The organism is Mycolicibacterium sp. CBM1 (assembly GCF_054073305.1).
Genome location: NZ_JBSXPP010000006.1, coordinates 320653 through 343989 on the forward strand (window position 1 = coordinate 320653; position 23337 = coordinate 343989).

Sequence of the window (23337 nt, forward strand, 5' to 3'; positions counted from 1 at the left end):
TCGGGCCGATCGGTCACGAACGCCTCCTGTGCGCGGCCCGGCTGCGAACCCGCCGGGCGAAGTAGCGGCCGTCGATGGTGTCCAGGGCGATCGATTGCCCGAACGCGTTGGACAGGTTCTCGGCCGTCAGCGTGTCCTGCAGCAGACCGGCGGCCACCACCTGACCCTCGGACAGGATCAGGCAGTGGCTGAATCCCGGCGGGATCTCCTCGACATGGTGCGTGACCAGCACCAGGGCCGGCGCGTCCGGGTCGGCGGCCAGATCGGCCAGCCTGGCCACGAGTTCCTCACGCCCGCCGAGGTCCAGTCCGGCGGCGGGCTCGTCGAGCAGCAGCAGTTCGGGATCGGTCATCAATGACCGGGCGATGAGCACCCGCTTGCGCTCCCCCTCCGACAGGGTGCCGAACGTGCGCTCGGCCAGGTGCTCGGCGCCGACGCTTTCCAGCGTGTCGACCGCGCGGGAGTAGTCGACATCGTCGTAGGCCTCGCGCCACCGGCCCAGCACGGCATAGCCGGCGGACACCACGACGTCACGGACCACTTCGTCGTCGGGCACCCGTTGCGAGAGCGCCGAGCTGCTCAAGCCCACCCGCTGGCGCAGCTCTGACATGTCCACCCGGCCGAGCCGCTCGCCCAGCACGAAGGCGGTGCCCGACGACGGGTACTCCATCGCAGCGGCGATCCGCAGCAGCGAGGTCTTGCCTGCGCCGTTGGGCCCGATCACCACCCAGCGTTCGTCGAGTTCCACCTGCCAGGTGACGGGTCCCACCAGCGTACGACCACCGCGGCGCAGCGAGATTTTCCGGAAGTCGATCAGCAGGTCGGAGTCGACCTCGTCTGCGGTGTCGGACACTGCACTATCGTGCCGCATTCCCCGGCGGGCGTATGTCGGGGGGCACCGGCGATTCGGCGCGGCGCGACGATGTGCGCCCAGCCGCTGCGGACCAGCACCGCGGTGGGGGTCAGCCGCAGCACCAGTTGCACCATCGGTCCGATGCCGAACGCGTAGATGACGGTTCCCACTCCGACGCTGCCGCCGAGCAGCCAGCCCGCGCCCAGCACGGTAGCCTCGATCGAGGTACGCACCAGCCGAACCGAAAGGCCGGTTCGCGCAACCAGTCCCGTCATCAGCCCGTCACGGGGGCCAGGTCCCAGGCCCGCACCGACGTAGAGGACGGTGGCCACGGCGTTGAGCAGGACCGCGCCCAGCATCATCGCGGCCCTGGCCGGGGTGGACGCGGGGGCGGCCAGCACCGCCAACCCGGCGTCGACGGTGACCGCGATGACCACGACGTTGGCGACGGTCCCGATACCGGGCTTGTTGCGCAACGGGATCCAGGCCAGCAGGACGACGACGCCGACCACCGCCGACGCCAACCCGATCGTCATCGGTGTGTGCCGGGTCAGGCCCTGGTGGAAGACGTCCCACGGATCCAGACCCAGCCCGGCGCGCACCATCATCGCCATCGAGAAGCCGTAGCCACTCAGGCCAGTCAGCAGCGCGACGGCCCGCAGTGCGGCGCTCACCGATGATCAGAAAAGCGGACGCGGATGGCGTCGAGATCGCTGCGCAGTCGCCGGACGTCGGCGTCCGCGTCGCTCCAGTCGGTGGACGTCGGGTTCCAGGGGCCGTTGTGGGGGTCGAGCAGCGCCGCCAGTCGGTCGGCGACTCGGGTGAACCAGGTACTCATAGCCACCATGATTCTGCGCAACTGGCTTGCGATTCAATAGCCAGTTGGTCGATACTGGCATTCCTATGACGACATCGACGGCGAGCCGTGCGCTGGATCCGGGCCTGCTGACCCGCGAATTGGGCAACTGGCGCACGTCCAGTCGTAGTGGACCCACCTATCAGGCGCTGGCGGACGGGCTGCGGCTGCTCATCGTCGACGGCAGGCTGCCGGTCGGCTCACGGCTGCCCAGCGAGCGGGCGCTGGCCGACGCGCTGACGGTGTCGCGCACCACGGTCACGGCGGCCTACACCGAACTACGCGACAACGGCTATTTGCATGCCCGTCGCGGCGCACGTAGCGCGGTCGCCTTGCCTCACACCCCGGCGGTCGCGGTGTCGCAGGCGCCGGCCAGCATCAACCTCGCCGCCGCAGCACTGGCCGCACCGGCCAGCGCCGTCCAAGAGGCGTTCGCCGAAGCAGCCCGCCAGTCTGCGTCCTACCTCCAGCACACCGGCCACGACATGCGCGGCGTCGAGGCATTTCGCATAGCGATTGCCGAAAAATACTGCGCCAGAGGGCTACCGACGAATCCTGACCAGGTGATGGTGACCAGCGGGGCCCAGCACGCGATCGCCCTGATCCTGGCGACCTACGCCCAACCGGGCGATCGGGTGCTCGTCGAGCAGCCCACCTACCACGGAGCGCTGACCGCGATCGCGACCACGGGCGCACGGCCGGTCCCGGTGGCGCTCAGCGGTGCCGGCTGGGAGCTGGATGCCGTGCACGCCGCGGTGCGTCAGCTCGCGCCCACACTGGCTTATCTGGTCCCCGACAACCACAACCCGACCGGGATGTCGATGCCGGCCGCCGACCGGAAACGCATGTGCGCCATCATCTCCGAGACCCGCACTCGCACCATCATCGACGAGACCATGGCCGACGTCTGGCTCGACCAGCCGGTGCCGGCGCCACTGGCCGCGTCGATGACCTCCCGCAGCGACCTGGTGATCACGGTGGGTTCGATGTCGAAGTCGTTCTGGGGTGGCATGCGGATCGGCTGGATTCGCGCCGAGCCGAGCGTCCTGGCGACCATCCGGGCCATTCGACCATCGATCGACCTAGGCACGTCGGTGGTCGAACAGCTCGCTGCCGCATGGCTTCTCACCGAGCGCAGCGACGACGTGCTGCCGGAGCGTCGCGAGATCCTGCGGGCACGACGAGCGCTGCTGATCGATCTCATCGACCGGCACCTGCCGGAGTGGCGGCCCCTTCCCGGCACCGGGGGGATGTCGCTGTGGGTGCAACTGCCCGCGCCGGTCAGCTCAGCGATGTGCGCGTCGGCGTCGCGACTGGGAGTGGAGTTGCCGCCGGGCCCGCGGTTCGGGGTCGACGGCACCCTGGAGCGATTCGTCCGGATCCCCTACACGCTGCCCGAGGACAAGCTGACCGAGGCCGTCGAGCTGATCGCGCGGGCCTGGCACACCGTCACCGGTTCGGCGACGCCGCCGAGCACAGCCGTGGTGATCTGAACCCTTTCGGCGACTACTCCGCGGGGATCTCCACGCGCCGCAGCACGCCGTCGACTGCATCGGCCGCCTCGATCTCGGCGCGGGTCACCCCGAGAATGAACAACACGGTGTCGAGGTATGGATGGCTCAGCGATGCGTCGGCCACCTCGCGCAGCGCCGGCTTGGCGTTGAACGCGACACCAAGGCCCGCGGCCGCCAGCATGTCGATGTCGTTGGCGCCGTCACCGACGGCCACCGTCTGCTCCATCGGCACCCCGGCCGCCTGCGCGAAATCGCGCAGCGCCTTGGCTTTTCCGGCGCGGTCGATCACCTCGCCGACCACCCGACCGGTCAGCTTGCCGTCGACGATCTCCAATTCGTTGGCGGCGACGTAATCGAGCATCAGTTCATGCGCCAGCGGGTCGATCACCTGGCGGAAGCCGCCGGAGACCACCCCGCAGTGGAAGCCGAGCCGGCGCAATGTCCGGATCGTGGTGCGCGCCCCGGGGGTGAGCTGAATCTGGTCGGCGACCTCGTCGAGCACCTCGGCTGGCAGTCCGGCCAGGGTGGCGACGCGGCGATGCAGCGACTCGGCGAAGTCGAGTTCGCCGCGCATGGCCGCCTCGGTGACCGCCGCGACGGCCTCGCCAGCGCCGGCCCGCTCGGCGAGCATCTCGATGACTTCGCCCTGGATCAGCGTCGAGTCGACGTCGAAGACGATGAGCCGCTTGGCACGACGTTCCAGTGAGTAGTTCTCCACGGCGATGTCGAGAGCCTGTTCGGCAGCCACCCGAGCCAGCACCGTCCGCAGCTCGGCACCGACCCCGACAGGCACCGAGACCCGGAGTTCCAAACCCGTCACCGGGTAGTCGGACACCCCGCGGATGAAGTCGATGTTGACTCCGAGCGCGGCGGCCTCCCGCGCCACGACGCCGAACGCCGCGGCGGTGATGGGACGGCCGAGGACCACGATGGTGTGCGTCGACGGTTCCCGAATGATCGGCATGTCGTCGCTGCGTTCGATGGTGACGTCCAGACCCACCTTGTGGATGGCCTCGGTGACATCACCGCGCAGCAGTGCGCCGTCGGCAACGTCCGGGTTCCCGGACACCAGGACTCCGAGCGTCAGCCGTCCACGGATGACCACCTGCTCGACGTTGAGCAGGTCCACCTGATGGCGGGCCAACACTTCGAAGAGCGCCGAGGTCACCCCGGGCTGGTCGACTCCGGTGACGGTGATCAGCACCGACACCTTGGGCATGCTCATACCTCGACGGGCGTGCTTCCGGCGCTAGGTGCGGACGTTCTCGTCCAGCCGCGTCACGTCACCGTCAGACGGTCCGTGTGCGCGTCCGACGTGAGCTTCGGCTCGGATCCGGTCGACCATGTGCGGGTAGTGCAGCTCGAACGCGGGCCGCTCGGAACGGATCCGGGGCAGCTCGGTGAAGTTGTGCCGCGGCGGCGGGCAGCTGGTGGCCCACTCCAGGGAGTTGCCGTAGCCCCAGGGATCGTCGACGGTGACGACCTCGCCGTAGCGCCAGCTCTTGAACACGTTCCACACGAACGGGATCACCGACACACCGAGAATGAACGCCCCGATGGTCGAGACGATGTTGAGGGTCTCGAAGCCGTCCGACGGAAGGTAGTCGGCGTAGCGGCGCGGCATGCCCTCGTCGCCGAGCCAGTGCTGCACCAGGAACGTGGTGTGGAAGCCGATGAAGGTCAGCCAGAAGTGCAGCTTGCCCAGGCGCTCGTCGAGCAGCCGGCCGATCATCTTCGGGAACCAGAAGTACACGCCGGCATAGGTGGCGAACACGATGGTGCCGAACAGCACGTAGTGGAAGTGCGCGATCACGAAGTAGCTGTCGCTGACGTGGAAGTCGATCGGCGGGCTGGCCAGCAGCACACCGGAGAGACCACCGAGCAGGAACGTCACCAGGAAGCCGATCGAGAACAGCATCGGTGTCTCGAAGGTCAACTGCCCCTTCCACATCGTGCCGATCCAGTTGAAGAACTTGATACCCGTCGGGACGGCGATCAGGAACGTCATGAACGAGAAGAACGGCAGCAGAACAGCTCCGGTGACGTACATGTGGTGGGCCCACACCGCGACCGACAGCGCCGCGATGCTGATGGTGGCGTAGATCAGGGTGGTGTAGCCGAAGATCGGCTTGCGCGAGAACACCGGGAAGATCTCCGAAACGATGCCGAAGAACGGCAGCGCAATGATGTAGACCTCCGGGTGGCCGAAGAACCAGAACAGGTGCTGGAACAAGGTCAGGCCACCGTTGGCCGGATCGTAGATGTGCGCCCCCAGACGGCGGTCGGCAGCCAACCCGAACAGCGCGGCGGTCAGCAGCGGGAAGGCGACCAGCACCAGGATCGACGTGACGAAGATGTTCCAGGTGAAGATCGGCATCCGGAACATGGTCATGCCGGGCGCGCGCATGCACACCACGGTGGTGATCATGTTGACCGCGCCCAGGATGGTGCCCAGACCACCGACGGCCAGGCCCAGCACCCAGAGGTCACCGCCGGCGCCCGGGGAGTGCATGGCATCCGAGAGCGGGGTGTAGGCCGTCCAGCCGAAGTCGGCCGCACCGCCGGGGGTGATGAAACCGCCCATCGCGATCAGCGCGCCGAACAGGAACAGCCAGAACGACAGGGCGTTGAGCCGCGGGAACGCGACGTCGGGGGCGCCGATCTGCAGCGGCAGCACCAGGTTGGCGAACCCGAACACGATCGGCGTCGCGTAGAACAGCAGCATCGCCGTGCCGTGCATGGTGAACAGCTGGTTGTACTGCTCGTTCGAGAGGAACTGCAGACCGGGAACGGCGAGTTCGGCGCGGATGAACAGCGCCATCAACCCGCCGAGCGCGAAGAACACGAAGCAGGCGACCACGTACATGATCCCGATCAACTTGTGATCGGTGGTGGTGATCATCTTGTAGATCAGGTTGCCCTTGGGGCCCATGCGCGCAGGCATGGGCCGAGTGGCCTCGAGTTCTCCCCGCGAAGGCACAACGGCAGTCAACGGTCCTCCAAATTAGTTAGCACCCCGAGAACGTGTACCTGATCCTAGCCGCACGCCGGACCCAACGGGGCATGGGTCCTACATTCTGTCGTATTTGTCACCGACTCACCCTCGGCTGCAGCTCAGCGGTGGTGCAGGCGCCGGATGTTACGGTCGGCGTCGTGCTCATCCACGGTGTTCGTCCCGGCGTTGTCGTGGCTGCCGCGGCGGTGGCCACGGCGGTGGCGATGACGCTCGTGACCGGGTGTTCCGGGTCGTCCCAGTCCCCCGCCCCAGCCGCACCGGCCGCGTCGGGCAGCCTGGTCACCAGCACCACGAAGATCGCCAGCGCCGGCGTGTTGGGCAATCAGCGGCGCCCCGACGAGTCCTGCGCGACCGATCCCGCCCGCCTCGATCCCGCCCCGCCCCCGCCGGTGCGGCACGCCGCCGGGGAGACCGCGGTGGCCGCAGATCCGCAGCGCATCGTGGTGCTGGCCGGCGACGAGCTCGACGCACTGTGCGCGCTGGGGTTGCAGACCCGCATCGTGGCGGCCGCGCTGCCCGACGGTTCCGCCGGCCAGCCGTCGTATCTGGGCACCGTCATCCACGATGTGCCGGGGGCCGGGACCCGCAGCGCACCCGACCTGGCGGCAATTGCTGCCGCCAAGCCCGACCTGATCCTCGGCTCCCAGGCACTGACGCCACAGTCCTACCCGGCCCTGTCGGCGATCGCCCCCACCGTGTTCACCGACGCTCCCGGCGCGGCGTGGCAGGACAACCTGCGCACCGTCGGCGCCGCGACCGGGCGGGCCGAGGCCGCCAATGGCCTGCTCAGCGATTTCGCCGAGCAGGCCAGACAGAAGGGCGCCACCATCGACGCCGCCCATTTCCAGGCCTCGGTCGTCCAGTTCACCGACACCACGATGCGTATCTACGGCACCGAGAACTTCGCCGCGTCGGTGCTGGCCGCTGTCGGCGTGGACCGTCCGGTCGCGCAACGGTTCACCGACAAGCCCTACATCGAGATCGGCATCTCCGACGCAGACCTGGATCGCGCGCCGGACTTCTCCGCCGCCGACGGCGACATCGTGTACCTGTCTTTCGCGTCGCCGGGGGCCAAGAACCGCGCCGCGGCCACTCTCGACAGCGCTCCCTGGCGCAAACTGTCGGCCAACCGGGACAACCGGGTGTTCGTGGTGAACAACGAGGTGTGGCAGACCGGCCAGGGCCTGGTGGCCGCCCGCGGAATTCTCGACGACCTGCGCTGGCTCAACGCCCCCATCAACTGAGCGCCCGGCCCGGTAACGTTGTCCGGGTGTTCCATGTGCTGACCATCACCTACGACAAGCCGCTCGATATCGTCGACCAGACCCGCCCCGCCCACCTGGCCTGGTTGAACGACGAAGTCGCGGCGGGCCGCCTCCTGCTGGCAGGTCGCCAGGAATCGGGCGCTGGCGGTGTCCTGATCACCGCCGACATCAGCGCCGAGGAGGCGCAGAGCATGATCGACCGGGACCCGTACACGCTGGCCGGCGTCGCCAGCTACACCCGGCTGTCGTTCAACGGCGCAATCCGCGCCACCGGGTTATAAATCTGGTGAGAAGGGATTAGTCAACCGCCCTTCCCGGTTATTCAGCTAGGTCGCAACGTTGCGACCTATTTCCGATGCCGCTGATAGATCAGTGCTGCCTAGAACGCGAACAAGAGGACGACGACACAATGAGCACAGTTACCGCCTACGCGGCCACATCAGCCACCGAACCGCTGACCAAGACCACCATCGCCCGCCGCGACGTCGGTCCGCACGACGTGCGTTTCGACATTCATTTCGCCGGCATCTGCCACTCCGACATCCACACGGTGAAAGCCGAATGGGGACAGCCGAACTATCCCGTCGTACCGGGCCACGAGATCGCCGGTGTGGTGACCGAGGTCGGCAGCGACGTCACGGCCTACAAGGTCGGCGACCGCGTCGGCGTCGGTTGTTTCGTCGACTCGTGCCGCGAGTGCGACAACTGCAAGGCCGGCCTGCAGCAGTACTGCACCGGCACCGGCATGGTCGGCACGTACAACGCTGTCGGCCGTGACGGCGAACCCACCCAGGGTGGCTACAGCGGCGCGATCGTGGTCGACGAGAACTACGTCCTGCGGATTCCCGACAGCATCCCCCTGGACGCGGCGGCACCGCTGCTGTGCGCAGGCATCACGCTGTTCTCCCCGCTGCGGCACTGGAATGCCGGGCCGGGCAAGAAAGTTGCGGTCATCGGCCTAGGCGGCCTGGGACACATGGGCGTCAAGCTGGCCCACGCGATGGGCGCCGAGGTGACGGTGCTGAGCCAGTCCCTGAAGAAGATGGAGGACGGGCTGCGCCTGGGCGCCGACGCCTACTACGCCACCAGTGACCCGGACACCTTCACCAAGCTGGCAGGCCACTTCGACCTGATCCTGAACACCGTGTCGGCCAACCTGCCGATGGGCGCGTACCTCGGGCTGCTGGCAGTCGACGGCACCCTGGTGGAACTCGGCATCCCCGAGCATCCGATGGCGGTGCCGGCCTTCCCGCTGGCTGGCGGTCGTCGCAGCCTGTCCGGCTCGATGATCGGCGGCATCCCGGAGACCCAGGAGATGCTCGACTTCTGCGCCGAGCACGGCGTCACCCCGGAGATCGAGGTGATCCAGCCCGACTACATCAACGAGGCCTACGAGCGCGTGCTGGCCAGCGACGTGCGCTACCGCTTCGTCATCGACACCGCGTCGCTGCGCGACGCGTGATCACTCGCTGACGGCAGTCTCTTCGACGCCGGCCAGGGGCCATCCGGCGGCGGCCAGTTTGGCGGCCACCCGCTTGATGTTCTCCGGGCCGGCGTCGTGCTGTGTGTGCTCGGCGATGAAGTGCGCGATCTCGTCACGGTCCACCCCGTGTTCGGATGGGGCCTGGGCCTCCGCCGCGGAGATCTCGCGGACGACATCGGAGATCTCGGCCTCGCTCAGCGGGGTGTTGCGCAGCAGCGCCAGCAACGGCACCCGGTCGGGACCGGGGACTCCGGTCGGATAGCCGGCACGCAGCCAGTCGACAACCCTGTGGAAGAGCGAACCCTCAGTCACGGTCAACAGTGTCGTGCTCACGCGCCCACCGCGCCAGCACCGGTAGCACAGTTCGCCGTCGATTCATGCCACGTTCACCGCTGCGGCGGTCCCCCGACGAGAAGTCCTTCGGCGTCGGCGGCCGGGACGAACGGCCCTACCCGCTGGTGGGCGATGCGAGGACCTTGAGCTAGGTGGCAGGAGAACGGCGACGATGCGGTCGCTGCGATGAGCGTGATCGCTCTCGTGCCGGCATCCGGTGGCGGCGGTGACCCATCGAGCTGTCTTTCCCCGGATAGCACACACGGCCGAACGGCCATGGCTCGTGCTCGGCCGAATCGGTGATCAGGCGTTGTTCTACGCCAGGGCGCTCGGCGGTGTCCCGTTCGCGGTTCGGTACTACCGCAGCGAGATCGTCCGGCTGATCGCGGAGATCAGCATGGGCGCCGGGGTGCTGGCGACGATCGGCGGGACCCTGGTCGTCGTCGGTTTCCTGACCGTAGCCACCGGCGGCACGCTGGCCGTGCAGGGCTACAGCTCGCTCGGCGACATCGGTATCGAGGCGCTCACCGGATTCCTCGCCGCCTTCATCAACGTGCGCATCTCGGCGCCGGTAGTCGCCGGCATCGGCTTGGCGGCAACGTTCGGCGCCGGCGTCACCGCTCAGCTCGGGGCGATGCGGGTCAACGAGGAGATCGACGCGCTGGAGGCGATGGCGATCCGGCCGATCGCCTTTCTGGTCAGCACCAGGCTGGCCGCGGGAATGGTGTCCATCGCGCCGCTGTACGCCGTGGCCGTGATCCTGTCGTTCCTGGCAAGTCGCTACACCACCGTCGCGTTGTTGGGTCAGTCGTCGGGCCTCTATGACCACTACTTCGCGACGTTCCTCAATCCCGTCGACCTGATGTGGTCCTTCGCCCAGGCCATCATGATGGCGCTGGCAATCCTGTTGATCCACACCTACTTCGGCTTCTTCGCCTCGGGCGGACCGTCCGGGGTGGGCGTCGCGACCGGGGATGCGGTGCGCACCTCGCTGGTGGTCGTCGTCTCGGTGACCCTGCTGATCTCGCTGGCGATCTACGGTGGCGGCGGCGGATTCAATCTCGCCGGATGATCACGGCAGCGGATCCGACGGCTCGGCTCGGCAATCGACACCGCAGCCCAGGCATAACACCACCATGGCCAGCGGTCCCTAGCCAGGCTCGAAATCCGCAAATCCGACGACAGCACCGATCGCTATCCACCGTCCCGGAAGATATTCGGCTCAGCAACCATCGCGCACACGACATCAACACAACCACATCGGTTGAACATCTCAACGATGCGCGAGCTGGGACTCATGGGCTCACCACCATGAGCAGATGGACCCGAGTCGCCAAAGCACCTTTGTGCCAGCACATGTCGCAATGCAGTGGGCGACCAAACCCGTCCACCGCCGCCCCAGGGCGGCACAGCAGAAGGCACGACCAGCTGGGGGCAACAATGCAGCGCAAAAGAATCCACGCGCCACGGAGGCGCTTTAGTTAACGGATGGCGTCCAGCAAGTCAAAATCCCCACACGTTGATGACCACACCAGAGCAAACGATAGACATGTTCGATAAATGACCTTAGGCTTCCCACTAGCCAGTCGAGCCCTCGGCGCGACGGCCAACCACAATTCAATGGCCACTGGGGGGGCTCACGTATGCATTCGACCGGTCGTGCTGACGGCACCACAGCGTCGCGAGGTCATACCATTTACCAAAGTCGTTGCGGCGCAGGCATTAGCGGGCTACGTATGCTGCCCGCTAGATTCGGCGGTCTGTCGTTGCCGAAGTCGACGACGCCAAGCCAGCTGAGAGTGTTGACCTGGGTCGGCGCGTCGATGATCTCGCTCGGAGTGGGTGCGGCAATCGTCTCAGTGCCGGCCGTGGCGTGTGCCGATGCGGCCGGTTCGCCGGACTCGAGCGGACCCGCCGCGTCGAGCGGCTCGTCCAACGCCCGGAGCTCGAGGCCGGCGACACCACGCGCCTCGAACAAGGCGCCATCGTTGTCGCAGGCGAAGCGGCCGACGGGCACGACCGGTCACGGCGCGCACCGTCCTGCAGACTCCGAAGCCCCGCGTCACACCTCATCTGTCAGAGATTCCACCCGGACTCCGGATGTCGCAGCGGCACAGTCTGTGTCGCAGACCGACTCGGCTGCGAGCTCATCATCGACGGCGATCAACGCCCTCACTACGGCGGCCGGGGTGGGACACGCCCGCTGGCCGAAGGCGCAGACCCCCGACGATCTACCGACTGGCGCGGGGCAGTCCGTATCTACCGCGGCGGCCAGTGTAAGCGCACCCGCCGTGCTCGCCTCGTTCGCCCCGCGCGCTGACGCTCAGCCCACGCAGGCGGCAGTGGTGTGGGCAGCGCTCGCCTGGGTTCGGCGTCAGATCAGCGGGCCGTTCTACAACCGGACACCGCGCGTCAGTCCGCTCGAAATCGGCGAGAACGCAGACGGAAACGTCATCGGCACCATCGGCGCGGTCGACCCGGACGGCGACCCCTTGCAGTACCACTTGGTGAAGGGCCCCGAGTTCGGCGCCGTGCAGATCAGCGCCAACGGCACGTACGTCTACACGCCGGGAACAGATTTGGCGGCCGCAGGTGGGCAGGATTCGTTCGTAGTCGAGGTTCGCGACGTCGGCGTTCGGCTGCTCAGCAATCCCGGCGTTGTCTCGGTTCCGGTTTCGGTCACCGTGGGCGCCGGTGATGCGCTCGGCATCGGCGGAACACCATTTGGTATCGCCATCAGTCCAGACGGCAAGCGTGCCTACGTCACCGACGTCAGCAACAACCGCATCGCGGTGGTCGACATCGCCCGCAATGCAGTGACCGCGTCCATCGCAGTGGGCAAGGCCCCATACGGCATCGCGATCGCCAGCGACGGCCGCGGTTACGTCGTCAACTCCGACGACGGAACCATCTCCGTGATCGACACCACCACCAATGCCGTTCTCGGCGTACCGGTCCGGATCGGCAACTCCCCGACCGGGATCGCGATCAACCAGGCCGGCACCCGGGTCTACGTCGCCAACAGCGGTGACGACACGGTGTCGGTGATCAATACCGCCACCTACGCGGTGACCACGGTGCAGGTGGGCAACGGTCCTTTCGGCGTGGCAGTCAGCGGCGACAACATTTTCGTCACCAATGAGTTTGACGACACGGTGTCGGTGATCGACGCGAAGACCAACACGGTGAAGGCGACCGTGCAGGTCGGCAACGCGCCGACGGGGATCGCGGTCGGCGGCGATCGGGTGGTCGTGACGAACACCGGGTCGTCGGCACTCGCCGGTGACGGCACGGTCAGCATCATCGACGCAAATACGTTGACCGTCATCGGAAGTGAAATCGCGGTTGGGGGCGCTCCAGCCGGAGTCGTGGTCGACGCGGATGGCGCCCGTGCCTACGTCACCGATCTGGACACCGACGATGTGTTGGTCATCGATCTCGCGACAGGCCAGCGGGTGGGTGACCCGCTGACCGGATCCGATGGTGGCGTTGGCGTCGCGATCGGCGTCGACGGGCAGCTCTATGTGGCCGGGTCCATGTCCGGCGCGGTCGGCAGCGTGGTACTCGATCGGCCAGCGATAGCGGCTCCACCCACCACCCCGGGGCCACTGTCGGCCTTCGCGGCACCGACGGCGGCCGCTCAAGCTCTCGGCGCCGTCGCGTCGGCGGTGCCCGGCAAGAGTGGCTACACATGGGGTTATGACGTCTACAACCTGACCCGGCACCAACTGACTCTCGTAGAGTTCACTAGCTCGGACCGCCCCCAAGGCGCACCTTACGAGGGTGCGCCACTCGCCCCGGGCGCCAGCCAACACTTCGAGATTCCACGATCATTGTTCGGCTCCTACACGGTACGGGCGGTCTACAGGGACGATGTAACCGGCGAAACCTGGACGGTCCAGTTCCGCAACGGATTGCTCATCCAACACCTGGTCAGTACCAAGCACGCCGGCGGTACCGGAACGGCCGACCCCGACCCGGAGAAGTGGTATTGGACCAATGGCAGCGAGATCTCGATTCTGGAGAAGGCCGGAACCAACATCACCATCGGGACCGACGCAGCCGACCGCAACGATCTGTTGAACTCGCTGTGCAACGGCGGCAACGCACAGTGCGAGTTCAGGACCAAGGGCAAAGCGTCCGCGGGAATGAGCGCATATTCGGTGCCGCGCACAGTGGATGACACGACGGCGGCGCTCAACAACGCGACACCAACACCGACCACGCTCTCCATCAAGGTGGCGCGTAGTCAGGGGACCAAGATTTCGGCCGAGGTCAGCACCAAGCTCTCGATCGGCGTCAAGGACAAGTGGGGCCTCGAGCTCGCGAGCAAGATCGGCGGCGAGATGTCCCGCAACGACACGACCGAGAAGACCATCACCACCACCGTCCCGGCGTGGACGAAGACCCAGATCCTGGTGTCAGAACCGGTGTGGCAGATCACCGGCGACCTCGTCATCCACATGGGCAACTCGACCATCACCATGACGGATGTGACGGTGGAGGTCCCACGCAAGGGCGAAATCGTCGATACAGTCCGATCGTCGCCGTGCGAATTTTGCTCACCGCCTCAGCCTGCGAGCCCAACCTCGCTGTCGGCGTTGGAATCCAGCGCGACACCGGCGATTCGCCGCGACGACCTAGCGGTCTGACGCACCGAGATCACACCACTTGGACGGGCCGGGTCGTGGGCATGCCGGCGGCAGCTGAAAAGTGAAAAGCCGCGGACATGCTCCGGCCCACCCGTGAGGGTCTAGAACTCCCAGTCAGCGTCTTCGGTGTTGACGGCCTTGCCGATCACGTAGGACGAGCCCGAACCCGAGAAGAAGTCGTGATTCTCGTCGGCGTTGGGCGAGAGCGCAGACAGGATCGCGGGGTTCACCTCGGTCTCGTCGCGCGGGAACAGCGCCTCGAAGCCAAGGTTCATCAGCGCCTTGTTGGCGTTGTAGCGCAGGTACTTCTTGACGTCCTCGGTCAGGCCGACCTGGTCGTAGAGGTCCTGGGTGTACTCGATCTCGTTCTCGTACAACGCATACAGCAGTTCGTAGGCGTAGTCCTTCAGTTCCTGCTTGCGCTCGTCGGTTTCGAGCGCGTAGCCCTTCTGGAACTTGTAGCCGATGTAGTAGGCGTGCACAGCCTCGTCACGGATGATCAGCCGGATCAGGTCGGCGGTGTTGGTGAGCTTGGCTCGACTCGACCAGTACATCGGCAGGTAGAAGCCGGAGTAGAACAGGAACGCCTCGAGGAAGACCGACGCGATCTTGCGCTTGAGCGGGTCGTCACCGCGGTAGTAGTCGAGGATGATCTGCGCCTTGCGCTGCAGGTTGACGTTCTCTTCCGACCAGCGGAAAGCCTCGTCGATCTCGACCGTCGAGCACAGCGTCGAGAAGATCGAGCTGTAGCTCTTGGCGTGCACCGACTCCATGAAGGTGATGTTGGTCAGCACCGCCTCTTCGTGCATGGTGATCGCGTCGGGGATCATGCTCACCGAGCCCACCGTGCTCTGGATGGTGTCCAACAGCGTCAGCCCGGTGAACACCCGCATGGTGAGTTCCTTCTCCGCGGGCGTCAGCGTGTTCCACGACGGCAGGTCATTGGACAGCGGCACCTTCTCGGGCAACCAGAAGTTGCCGGTCAAGCGATCCCAGACCTCCGCGTCCTTCTCATCAATGACACGGTTCCAGTTGATCGCCGTTGCCCGGTCGATCAGCTTCGCTCCATCGCTCACCGAAACCCCACTTCACCACGATGTATGCCCGTTTCCGGCTGACGTCCAAAACACTACCCCTGGGGTCGGACAACAACGGCCAACACAACACTTTGTGTTTCGCCGGTGCCTAACGCACAGGTCCGAACACCCGTCGGCGATCGGTCCGGCGTGTCGGGCCGCCTCAACGCCAGAAGCGGTACTCCGAGCGTTTCAGCGACCGGGTGGCCAGCCAGTACTGCCACGTCATGCCGCTCCACAATGTCCGGTTCTTGCCGTGCTCGTCGAGGTACCAGCTGCTACACCCGCCGGTGCTCCACACCGATCGCTCAAGCTGATGGTGCAGCTCGGTGTTGAACGCGTCCTGCGCCGCCCGAGTGGGGGCCAGCGCCTGCGCCCCGGCCTTGTCGACGGCGCCGATGGCCTGGCCGACGTAGCGGATCTGTGACTCGATCATGAACACGACCGAGTTGTGCCCCAGCCCGGTGTTCGGCCCGAGCAGGAAGAACAGATTGGGCATGTCGGCCACGGCGATACCGCGATGCGCCTGCACCCCTTCGGCGTTCCAGCGGTCGACGAGGTCCTCGCCGCCGGGACCCTTGATGTCGACATAGGTGTAGGAGTCGGTCACGTGGAAGCCGGTGGCGAACACGATGACATCGACTTCTCGTTCGGTCCCGTCCGCAGTGACGATCCCGCTCGGGGTGATCCGGCTGATCTTGTCGGTCACCAGGGTGGTCTTCGGATCGGCGACGCCGCGATAGTAGGTGTCGGAGTTGAGGATTCGCTTGCACCCCGCCCGATAGTCCGGAGTGAGCCTGCGCCGCAGCTCGCGGTCGCGGACATGGCGGCGGATGTTCCATCGGCCCAGCAGCTCACCGATCTTGAGCAGTTCCGGGCGCCGGGTCATGGCGAAACCGACGATCTCGTGGACCCAATAGATCCCGTCGCGCAACAGCAACCGGGCACCAGGCACCGTAGCGAGCAGCGCACGCACCCGGGTCGGGATCGCGTTGTTGGGCCGGGGCATCACCCAGGCCGGAGTCCGTTGGTAGAGCTGCAGTTCGGCCACCTGCCCGACGATCGCGGGCACGATCTGGATGGCGCTCGCGCCGGTGCCGATCACGGCGACCTTCTTGCCGGTGATGTCGACGCCGTGATCCCACTGGGCGGAGTGGAATGCCGCGCCGGTGAAGTCCTCGATGCCGTCGACGTCCGGGATGGACGGGATGTGTAGGGCACCGGCGCCGGAGATCAGGAATTGGGCGACATACTCCCGGCCGTCCTTGGTGAAAACGTGCCAGCGGCTTTCGGTCTCGTCCCAGTGTGCGCGGTCGACGTGCGCGCCGAAGCGGAGGTAGCGGCGCAGCCCGTACTTGTCGGTGACGCCCTGGAGGTAGTCGAGGATCTCCGGCTGGAACGACCACATGTAGGTCCAGTCGGCCTTGGGCTCGAAGGAGAAGGAGTACATGTGCGCGGGGATGTCGCAGGCGCAGCCGGGGTAGCTGTTGTCGCGCCAGGTGCCGCCGATGTCGTCAGCCTTCTCCAGGATCAGGAAATCGACACCGCGCCGTTGTAGTTCGATGCCCATCCCCAAACCGGAGAACCCGCTGCCGATGACGAGGGCGCGGGTACGTACCGGCGGCGCGGCGGCTTCGACGTGGGTGGTGGGTTCGGCAACGGTCATGCGACCAAACTACCCAATACCGGTGGTATCGGTTTAGGGCCGGCGGCGCTCAGCCCGCGGCGGCGCGCCGCGGCACGGCCGCGTGCACCGGCCGGTCCGGGTCCAGCGCGATGCCCAGCAACTCGGCGGTGCCCATGACGGTACCGAGCATGATGGTGGTGAGGTGGTCGACGAACTCCTCGGTCGGCATCCGCCGGGGGCTGTCCGGGTCGGGGCCCAGCCACCAGTCGGTGGCCGCCGAGGCCGACCCGAACGTGGCCGCGCCGGCAAGTTGCAGCGCCGCCGGGTCCAGCTCCATCTCGCGCAGCTCGTTGTTGAACATCTCGGCCATCGCCATGGTGATCTCGCGCCCCTCGTTGAGCGCCCGCTGGGTGGACTCCGACTGTTCGGGGAATCGGCCCTGCAGCATGAACCGCAGCACGTTGGGATGCTGCTCGACGAGGTTGACGTACTCGGCCACACTGCGGCGCACCACCTCGCGGGTGGGATCGGCGGCGACGTCGAGGTTGGAGAAGATGGCCGCCCACAACATGTCGCGCAACCGCTTGCCGATGGCCTGGAACAGGTCGGACTTGTCGGTGAAGTGCCGGTAGATCTTCGGCTTGGCGGTGCCGGCCTCTTCGGCGATCTCCCGCAGGCTCACGTCGGGTCCGCTTTTATCGATGGCCCGGAAGGCGGCGTCGACAATCTCCGCGCGCACCTTCTTGCGGTGCTCGCGCCAGCGCTCACTGCGCGCATCCACTTTGGGGGGCTCGGCGCCGGAGCGCGATCTGGACACTCTGCGCACGTCAAGCACTGTACTCGCCGGTGAGCGCTGATCAGGGATGTCCGGTGTGTGACAAGTCTGACGGCACCGGCCGCCACTCTGAGCAGTCCGGCGTTCTCCGATAGCATCGTTTTCGAACCGACTAGCAAAGCGAGACGAGACGTAGTGACCGAGCGATTCGACCTGGTGGTGGCCGGCGGGGGGCCGTCAGGGTCCGCGGCGGCCTGGCAGGCTGCGCAGACCGGCGCAAAGGTAGTGGTGCTGGACAAGGCCGTTTTCCCGCGGGACAAACCCTGCGGTGACGGCCTGACCGCCCGGGCGGTCAGCTACCTGCAGAAGATGGGCCTGGCCCACGAGGTGTCGCAGTTCCACCGCATCAGCGGCGTGACGGTGTACAGCCCCTCGGAGTGGGATCTGTCGTTCCCGAAGCGCCCAGGCATGCCCCAACACGGGCACACCGCGAGCCGCACCGAACTCGACAGCATGCTGCTCAAGCACGCCGAGTCGGCGGGTGCCGTCGTTCGTCAGGGCAGCGAAGTGGCCGGTCCCGAGCTCGATGAGCGCGGCCGCGTGATCGGGGTGGTCCTCAAGAGTGGTGAAAAGGTGTACGGCGATGCGGTGATCGCCGCCGACGGCGCCTACTCCCCCATCAAGCGGGCCCTCAAGATCGACTCGGACTACAACGGCTACTCGGCAATCGCGATCCGGTCGGAGATGCACGCCAACCGCGCCGACTCCGACCGGTTCGAGATCTACCTCAAACTGCTGTTCCAGGGCGATCAGTTGCCGGGTTACGGGTGGATCTTCCCGATGGGCGGCGGCCGGTTCAACATCGGCCTGGGCTACGTCAACAGCTACAAAAACTGGCAGTCGATCAACGCGACCCACTTCTTCGGCGACTTCCTCAACAGTCTGCCGCGGGAGTGGGAGCTGCCCTCGGTCGAGGAACTCAAAAAGAACAAGACCGTTCGGGCCTGGCGACTGCCGATGGGCTTCACCGCTTGGCCTCCGTGGCGTCCCGGGGTGCTGTTCGCCGGCGACTCGCTCGGTGCCGGGAAGCCGGTGTCGGGGGCGGGTATCTCTAAGGCCCTCGAGTCCGGGCTCGCCGCCGGCGAGTGCGCGTTGGCGGCGCTGGAGAACGGCGGGCCTGACGACTTCACCAACTATCAGCTGCGGATGGAAGCGGCGTGGGGCCGGGAGTACAAGCGGGGCCGCTTCTTTAACAAGCTCGCCGGTTACCCCAAGGTCGCCGAGACGGGCCTGAAGTTGCTCGACAACCACACCTTCCGCGATTTCCTGCTGAAGTCGTTGTACAAGAAGCAGCAGAGCCCGCACCACACCTAGGCTGCGTGCATGCTCGACGACGGCTCGGTGACGATGGACCCCGGCCTCACCGACGACGAGCTGGCGCGTATCGAGGACGAGTTCGGGTTCGAGTTCGCCGACGACCACCGATCGCTTCTGTCCGCTGGTCTGCCTATTGGTCAATCGTGGCCCAACTGGCGGGAGGCGCCGCGCCGGAGCTTGCAACAACGGTTGCGGTTGCCGGCCGAGGGAGTGTTGCTCGCGGTGGAGTGGCGCGGATTCTGGCCCGCGGAGTGGGGCGCCCGCCCAGCAAAAACCAAGGACGCGTTGCGCAGTGCGAACTACCACCTGGCGCGGGCTCCGCAGCTGGTGCCGGTGCACTCCCAGTGCTACCTACCCGCGGGGCGCGGCAACTTCGGCCACCCCGTGCTGTCGGTGTATCGGACCGACGTAACCTGCGTCAGCACTGATGTTTTCCGCTACATCGAGCATGAGTTCGGGCGCCTCGCGTCAGACACATCGCAGCCGCCGACGTCGACGGTGCGGTTCTGGTCGGACCTGATCGCCTAGATGTTGGTCTCGTCGGCGGGTACGCCCATGGGTGGGGCGGCCGCACCGCGTCCGTCGGCCGGGAGCGCCGCGGCGTCCATGCCGACGGTGTAGGACGCCATCGACAGCGACCCGAAGGTGCAGCCGTCGGTGAGCACCTCGACTCCACCGCCCTGCGCACCGGCCAGGCCCGCGACGTAGAGCAACGGCAGGAAGTGATCCGGGGTCGGAGCCGCCGCCGCAAAGTCGGGGTGTTCACCGAGCGCGAGGGCATCAGCGGGATCGTCGAGCAATTGCGAACGCGCGTGGTCGTCGAAGCGCTGCGCCCAGTCGAATGCGGTGTCCCCCATCGCCGGATCCATGCCGGCAAGGTTGTGGACCACGTTGCCGCTGCCCAGGATCAGAACGCCACACTCACGCAGTGCGGTCAGCTTGGCGCCCAGTTCCAGGTGGTAGCTCAGCGGCTTGTCGGCGTTGATCGACAGCTGCACCACCGGTATCGATGCATCCGGGAAGGCGTGCACGAGCACCGACCAGGTGCCGTGGTCGATGCCCCAGCTGTCCACGTCGGCGCCCACCCAGGTGGGCTTGGCCACGTCGGCGACCTCCTCGGCCAGCTCCGGTAGACCGGGCGCGGGGTACTGGACGGCGAAGAGTTCGGCGGGAAAGCCGTAGAAGTCATGGATGGTTCGCGGCCGGGACATCGTCGTCACGGCGGTGGCATTGATGTACCAATGCGCGCTGACGACGAGGATCGCCCGTGGCGGGCCGAACGTGTCGAGCACCGACACACCGAAGTTGCGCCACACCTCGGTGTAGCGGTTGTGCTCCAGCGCGTTCATCGGGCTCCCGTGTCCGACGAACGCTGCCGGCATGCGTGCGGTCATGGAACTAGTTAACCGCCGGCGGTCGGTTCCCGTCCAACCACCGACCCGTCCCATCGGCGATCGACGGTCCAGGACGGCGGCAAGCGAGCGGAACATCACAGCAAACCACTAAGATGGACTACTAGTCTGCTTCTATGGCAATCACGCGCAGAGCGCTCTTGGCCGGCGGAGCAGTCGTGGCGGGAACGGCCGCCACTTACGGTGGCTACGAGCTTCTCCACCGCCCGGGACGATCCCAATCCACGGTTGCCGGCGGCAACAAACCCAACATCCTGGTGATCATCGTCGATCAGATGCGGACGCCGCAGTGGTTTCCCGCTCCGGAGCAACTCGACTCGCTCCTACCCAGCCTGAGCCGTCTGCGCCGCGAGAGCGTCTCCTTCACTTCGCACTACACCGCGTCGAACATGTGCACACCGGCTCGCGGCGTGATGACGACCGGCTTGTACTCGCATCAGACCGGCTGCCTGTTCACCGGCGACGGTGCCACCGAGTCCACCCTCGCGCCCCAGTTCCCGACCTGGGGAACGATGCTGCGCGAGCACGGATACCACACATGGTGGTGGGGGAAGTGGCACCTGGGCGCAGAAGGAGACACCAACCCCGACGGCCTGGAGGTGCACGGGTTCTCCGGCGGCACCTATCCCTCGCCGAACGGGGCTCCGCGACAGGGCCTTCAGAAAGATCCCGACATCACCGACCAGTTCATCGGCTGGTTCGACAGCCACGCCGGCGAAGGGCCATGGTGCACGACGGTCTCCCTGGTCAACCCGCATGACATCATGTGGTGGCCGAAAAGCCCGCTACCCGAAGATGTCCCGCATGTCTTCGACAAAGTTCCGGTCAACTTCGAGACCCCCGACCAGTTGCGCGGCCGCGGTAAGCCCCAGCTGCAGCTCGACTACATCGACTTCATGGCGCCGCTGATTGCGGGGGCGCTGCCATACACCGGTCCCGACAGCGCGCGCCAGTGGGCCCGCGGCCTGGACATGTACCTGTGGTTGCACCAGCAGGTCGACACCCAGATCGGAAGAGTTCTCGACACGTTGGCCTCCCGGCCCGAGATCGAACGTAACACGGTGGTTGTGTTCACCTCCGATCACGGCGAATACGGCGGTTCGCACGGCATGCGCGGCAAGGGCGCCAGCATCTACGAGGAGGCGATCCGGGTTCCGCTCTACATTCGCGATCCGTCCGGGCGCCTGACACCCCAAGCTGGTGACACCCGCACTCAGCTGACATCGAGTGTGGACCTGGCGCCGCTGCTGGTCACGATCGGGACCGGTGGAGACGGCTGGCGCAGTGAGAGCAGCCTGGCCCACCTGGCCAACCGGGCCGATCTCGCCGCCATCGCAGCAAATCCCGCAACGGCGGGTCGACCGTGGATCGCCCACGTCACCGACGACGTGTCCGTCGAAGAGATGGCCGCGTTCGTGAAATCGGACCAGATCCGGGCGGCGATGGGAATCGCCGACAATCCCACCCACATCCCGACCAGCGCCCCCAGCCATATCGTGGCCGTACGTACACCCGACGCCAAATTCGGCGTGTACTCGTATTGGAAGCCGGGCACGATGAACCTCGACGACTCCCGGCCGGTCGACCACGAACTCTACGACTACTCGACGCCACTGGGAGTTCAGGAGATCGACAACCAGGCCGGACGCAACCCACGGCAAGGGCAGCTTCAGGCGCTCATCGACAACGAGGTGCTCCCCGAGATCCAGGCGCCTTTGCCGGCCCATCTCGACGATGCCCAACAACGGGGTATGGCCAACATGCAACAGATCGTCGCTGCGCGCGGCTAGCCGCCGTGGCGCCTGGTTAACCGCCGGCGCCGTGTGTGCACCGGCGGTCATGGCGAGTCCCCGATTCTGAGTCCACCCGGTTCTTGAGTCGGGGTGGTGTGATCCAGTTTCAGTTGATGTTGCAGTCCATCGGGGTGTGGGTGCAGCTGCAGACGGCAGCGTACTCGGCCGGGGTGCGGTAGCCCAGGGCCGAGTGGCGGTGCCGGTAGTTGTGTTCGTGCTTGAAGTCGCCGATGACCACGCGGGCTTCGAGCAGGGTGTTCCAGTGGTTGCGGTTGAGGCACTCCTTGCGTAGTCGGTTGTTGAACGATTCGATGTGTCCGTTGTTCCATGGCGCTCCTGGCGGGATATACGACATACCAGTCCGACCGTCACAGAACTGCTGCAGCGCTTGGGAAATGAACTCCGGACCGTTGTCCATCCGCAGCACCTTCGGCGGCCCACCCGCTGCGGCGAACACGTTGGCGAGATCGGCGACGAGTCGGTCGGCGGTGATCGACCGCTCAACGATGTGCAGCAGTGAGACGCGGGTGTGCTCGTCGATCATCGAGGCGATCTTGATGGCCTTGCCGTCGACGGTGGAATCGAACTGGAAGTCGATCGCCCACACCACGTTCGGGGCATCGGCCTCGATCGATGGGATCGACGACACCCCGGCCCGCTTGCGCGGACTGTGCACCCGCACCTGCAGCCCTTCCTCGCGCCACAGCCGGTGGATCTTCTTCAAATTGACCTCACGGCGCTCGTCGTAGCGCAACGCCGCCCAGGCACGGCGGAACCCATGGCATGGGTTCTTCGTCGCGTACGTGCGCAGCCAGGCCCGCATCTCGGCATCGGGATCGGCGGGGGTCTGCGACAACGGCAGGCGACGGCAGGTGGAGCGGGGCAGCCCAACGGCTTTGCACGCCAACCGTTCCGACATGCCCATCATGGAGGTGAGCATGCCGACGGCGCGGCGCTTGGCAGCTGGGCCTAAAATTTTCCCTTTGCGACCTCCCGCAAGGCGTCTTTGACCAGCTCGGCCTCGGCCAGTAATCGCTTCAGTCGGGCGTTCTGTTCGCGCAATTCCTTGAGTTCCTTGGCGGCATCGGTGTCCATCCCGCCGTAGGCGCGACGCCAGTTGTACAACGTCGCCGCAGACACCTCGAGTTCGGCTGCGATTTCCTCGCCGGTCTTGCCTTCGGCGGCCAGTTCGTCCGCACGGCGCAGTTTGCGCACGATGTCTTCTGCGGAGTTCCGCTTCCGACCAGCCATACGTTCATCGTCCCTTCTCGCCCACCATCGGGCTACAGGACTCTAGAACTTGCT

General features: G+C 66.4%; 21 protein-coding genes. 9 read left to right on the forward strand and 12 right to left on the reverse strand.

Annotated features, from left to right (window positions below; all coding sequences use genetic code 11):
* Positions 1 to 13: 13 nt before the first annotated feature.
* The 3 genes from ACXDF8_RS11390 to ACXDF8_RS11400 are packed head-to-tail and all read right to left on the reverse strand — an operon-like array spanning position 14 to position 1691.
* Complete coding sequence (locus ACXDF8_RS11390; RefSeq protein ID WP_457223337.1) at positions 14 to 871, reverse strand: ABC transporter ATP-binding protein; 858 nt, start codon at positions 869 to 871, stop codon at positions 14 to 16.
* Positions 814 to 1467, reverse strand: coding sequence for a membrane protein YczE (gene yczE / locus ACXDF8_RS11395; RefSeq protein WP_457223385.1), 654 nt, complete (start codon positions 1465 to 1467; stop codon positions 814 to 816). Before yczE ends, ACXDF8_RS11390 begins: the two co-directional genes overlap by 58 nt.
* A 56-nt stretch (positions 1468 to 1523) precedes the next feature.
* On the reverse strand, positions 1524 to 1691 hold the full coding sequence (locus tag ACXDF8_RS11400) for a hypothetical protein (protein ID WP_457223338.1): 168 nt from the start codon (positions 1689 to 1691) through the stop codon (positions 1524 to 1526).
* A gap of 65 nt (positions 1692 to 1756) precedes the next feature.
* Here ACXDF8_RS11400 and yczR point away from each other — a divergent pair, with 65 nt between their 5' ends.
* Positions 1757 to 3202, forward strand: coding sequence for a MocR-like transcription factor YczR (yczR, locus tag ACXDF8_RS11405; RefSeq protein WP_457223339.1), 1446 nt, complete (start codon positions 1757 to 1759; stop codon positions 3200 to 3202).
* Between the two features lie 13 nt (positions 3203 to 3215).
* Here yczR and serB read toward each other — a convergent pair whose 3' ends face one another.
* Both serB and ctaD read right to left on the reverse strand, forming a co-directional pair.
* Positions 3216 to 4448, reverse strand: coding sequence for a phosphoserine phosphatase SerB (gene serB, locus ACXDF8_RS11410; protein ID WP_457223340.1), 1233 nt, complete (start codon positions 4446 to 4448; stop codon positions 3216 to 3218).
* Between the two features lie 24 nt (positions 4449 to 4472).
* Entirely contained in the window at positions 4473 to 6167 is a 1695-nt protein-coding gene (ctaD, locus tag ACXDF8_RS11415; RefSeq protein WP_457223341.1) for an aa3-type cytochrome oxidase subunit I, read from the reverse strand.
* Positions 6168 to 6376: 209 nt separating this feature from the next.
* Between ctaD and ACXDF8_RS11420 the strand changes: the two genes are divergently transcribed.
* The 3 genes from ACXDF8_RS11420 to ACXDF8_RS11430 all read left to right on the forward strand — a co-directional run bounded on the left by ACXDF8_RS11420 (position 6377) and on the right by ACXDF8_RS11430 (position 8966).
* On the forward strand, positions 6377 to 7483 hold the full coding sequence (locus ACXDF8_RS11420) for an iron-siderophore ABC transporter substrate-binding protein (protein WP_457223342.1): 1107 nt from the start codon (positions 6377 to 6379) through the stop codon (positions 7481 to 7483).
* 26 nt (positions 7484 to 7509) lie between these two features.
* Positions 7510 to 7785: a YciI family protein gene (locus ACXDF8_RS11425; RefSeq protein WP_457223343.1), complete on the forward strand. Its 276-nt coding sequence runs from the start codon at positions 7510 to 7512 to the stop codon at positions 7783 to 7785.
* Between the two features lie 128 nt (positions 7786 to 7913).
* Entirely contained in the window at positions 7914 to 8966 is a 1053-nt protein-coding gene (locus tag ACXDF8_RS11430) for an NAD(P)-dependent alcohol dehydrogenase (protein ID WP_457223344.1), read from the forward strand.
* Here ACXDF8_RS11430 and ACXDF8_RS11435 read toward each other — a convergent pair whose 3' ends face one another.
* The gene (locus ACXDF8_RS11435) at positions 8967 to 9320 is read right to left on the reverse strand and encodes a DUF3349 domain-containing protein (RefSeq protein ID WP_457223345.1); all 354 of its coding nucleotides are present in this window, start codon (positions 9318 to 9320) and stop codon (positions 8967 to 8969) included.
* A gap of 226 nt (positions 9321 to 9546) precedes the next feature.
* On the opposite strand from ACXDF8_RS11435, the gene ACXDF8_RS11440 reads away from it, so the two are divergent.
* Complete coding sequence (locus ACXDF8_RS11440) at positions 9547 to 10392, forward strand: MlaE family ABC transporter permease (protein WP_457223346.1); 846 nt, start codon at positions 9547 to 9549, stop codon at positions 10390 to 10392.
* A 624-nt stretch (positions 10393 to 11016) separates the two neighbouring features.
* On the opposite strand, the gene ACXDF8_RS11445 is transcribed toward ACXDF8_RS11440, so the two are convergent.
* Complete coding sequence (locus ACXDF8_RS11445; protein ID WP_457223347.1) at positions 11017 to 11337, reverse strand: hypothetical protein; 321 nt, start codon at positions 11335 to 11337, stop codon at positions 11017 to 11019.
* Between the two features lie 274 nt (positions 11338 to 11611).
* On the opposite strand from ACXDF8_RS11445, the gene ACXDF8_RS11450 reads away from it, so the two are divergent.
* Positions 11612 to 13972, forward strand: coding sequence for a YncE family protein (locus ACXDF8_RS11450; RefSeq protein ID WP_457223348.1), 2361 nt, complete (start codon positions 11612 to 11614; stop codon positions 13970 to 13972).
* A 101-nt stretch (positions 13973 to 14073) separates the two neighbouring features.
* Here ACXDF8_RS11450 and nrdF read toward each other — a convergent pair whose 3' ends face one another.
* From nrdF to ACXDF8_RS11465, 3 genes are all read right to left on the reverse strand, one after another.
* Positions 14074 to 15048 carry a class 1b ribonucleoside-diphosphate reductase subunit beta gene (gene nrdF, locus ACXDF8_RS11455; RefSeq protein ID WP_457223349.1) on the reverse strand — a complete coding sequence of 325 codons (975 nt, stop codon included), beginning with the start codon at positions 15046 to 15048 and terminating at the stop codon, positions 14074 to 14076.
* A 163-nt stretch (positions 15049 to 15211) separates the two neighbouring features.
* A complete protein-coding gene (locus ACXDF8_RS11460) occupies positions 15212 to 16714 on the reverse strand; it encodes a flavin-containing monooxygenase (protein WP_457223350.1) in 1503 nt (500 codons plus the stop codon).
* Positions 16715 to 16763: 49 nt separating this feature from the next.
* Complete coding sequence (locus ACXDF8_RS11465) at positions 16764 to 17501, reverse strand: TetR/AcrR family transcriptional regulator (protein WP_457223351.1); 738 nt, start codon at positions 17499 to 17501, stop codon at positions 16764 to 16766.
* 144 nt (positions 17502 to 17645) lie between these two features.
* On the opposite strand from ACXDF8_RS11465, the gene ACXDF8_RS11470 reads away from it, so the two are divergent.
* Complete coding sequence (locus ACXDF8_RS11470; protein ID WP_457223352.1) at positions 17646 to 18824, forward strand: geranylgeranyl reductase family protein; 1179 nt, start codon at positions 17646 to 17648, stop codon at positions 18822 to 18824.
* Between the two features lie 9 nt (positions 18825 to 18833).
* Positions 18834 to 19355 (forward strand): hypothetical protein, encoded by a 522-nt coding sequence (locus ACXDF8_RS11475; RefSeq protein WP_457223353.1) that lies wholly within the window; start codon positions 18834 to 18836, stop codon positions 19353 to 19355.
* Here ACXDF8_RS11475 and ygiD read toward each other — a convergent pair.
* The gene (gene ygiD, locus ACXDF8_RS11480) at positions 19352 to 20209 is read right to left on the reverse strand and encodes a 4,5-DOPA-extradiol-dioxygenase (RefSeq protein ID WP_457223386.1); all 858 of its coding nucleotides are present in this window, start codon (positions 20207 to 20209) and stop codon (positions 19352 to 19354) included. The genes ACXDF8_RS11475 and ygiD overlap by 4 nt on opposite strands.
* A 146-nt stretch (positions 20210 to 20355) precedes the next feature.
* Here ygiD and ACXDF8_RS11485 point away from each other — a divergent pair, with 146 nt between their 5' ends.
* Positions 20356 to 22029, forward strand: coding sequence for a sulfatase-like hydrolase/transferase (locus tag ACXDF8_RS11485; RefSeq protein WP_457223354.1), 1674 nt, complete (start codon positions 20356 to 20358; stop codon positions 22027 to 22029).
* A gap of 109 nt (positions 22030 to 22138) precedes the next feature.
* On the opposite strand, the gene ACXDF8_RS11490 is transcribed toward ACXDF8_RS11485, so the two are convergent.
* Positions 22139 to 23283 (reverse strand): IS3 family transposase gene (locus ACXDF8_RS11490; protein ID WP_457221679.1). Its coding sequence is split into 2 segments (ribosomal slippage): positions 22139 to 23016 and positions 23016 to 23283, totalling 1146 coding nucleotides; the frame shifts between segments, so codons are not numbered across the junction.
* Between the last annotated feature and the right edge of the window lie 54 nt (positions 23284 to 23337).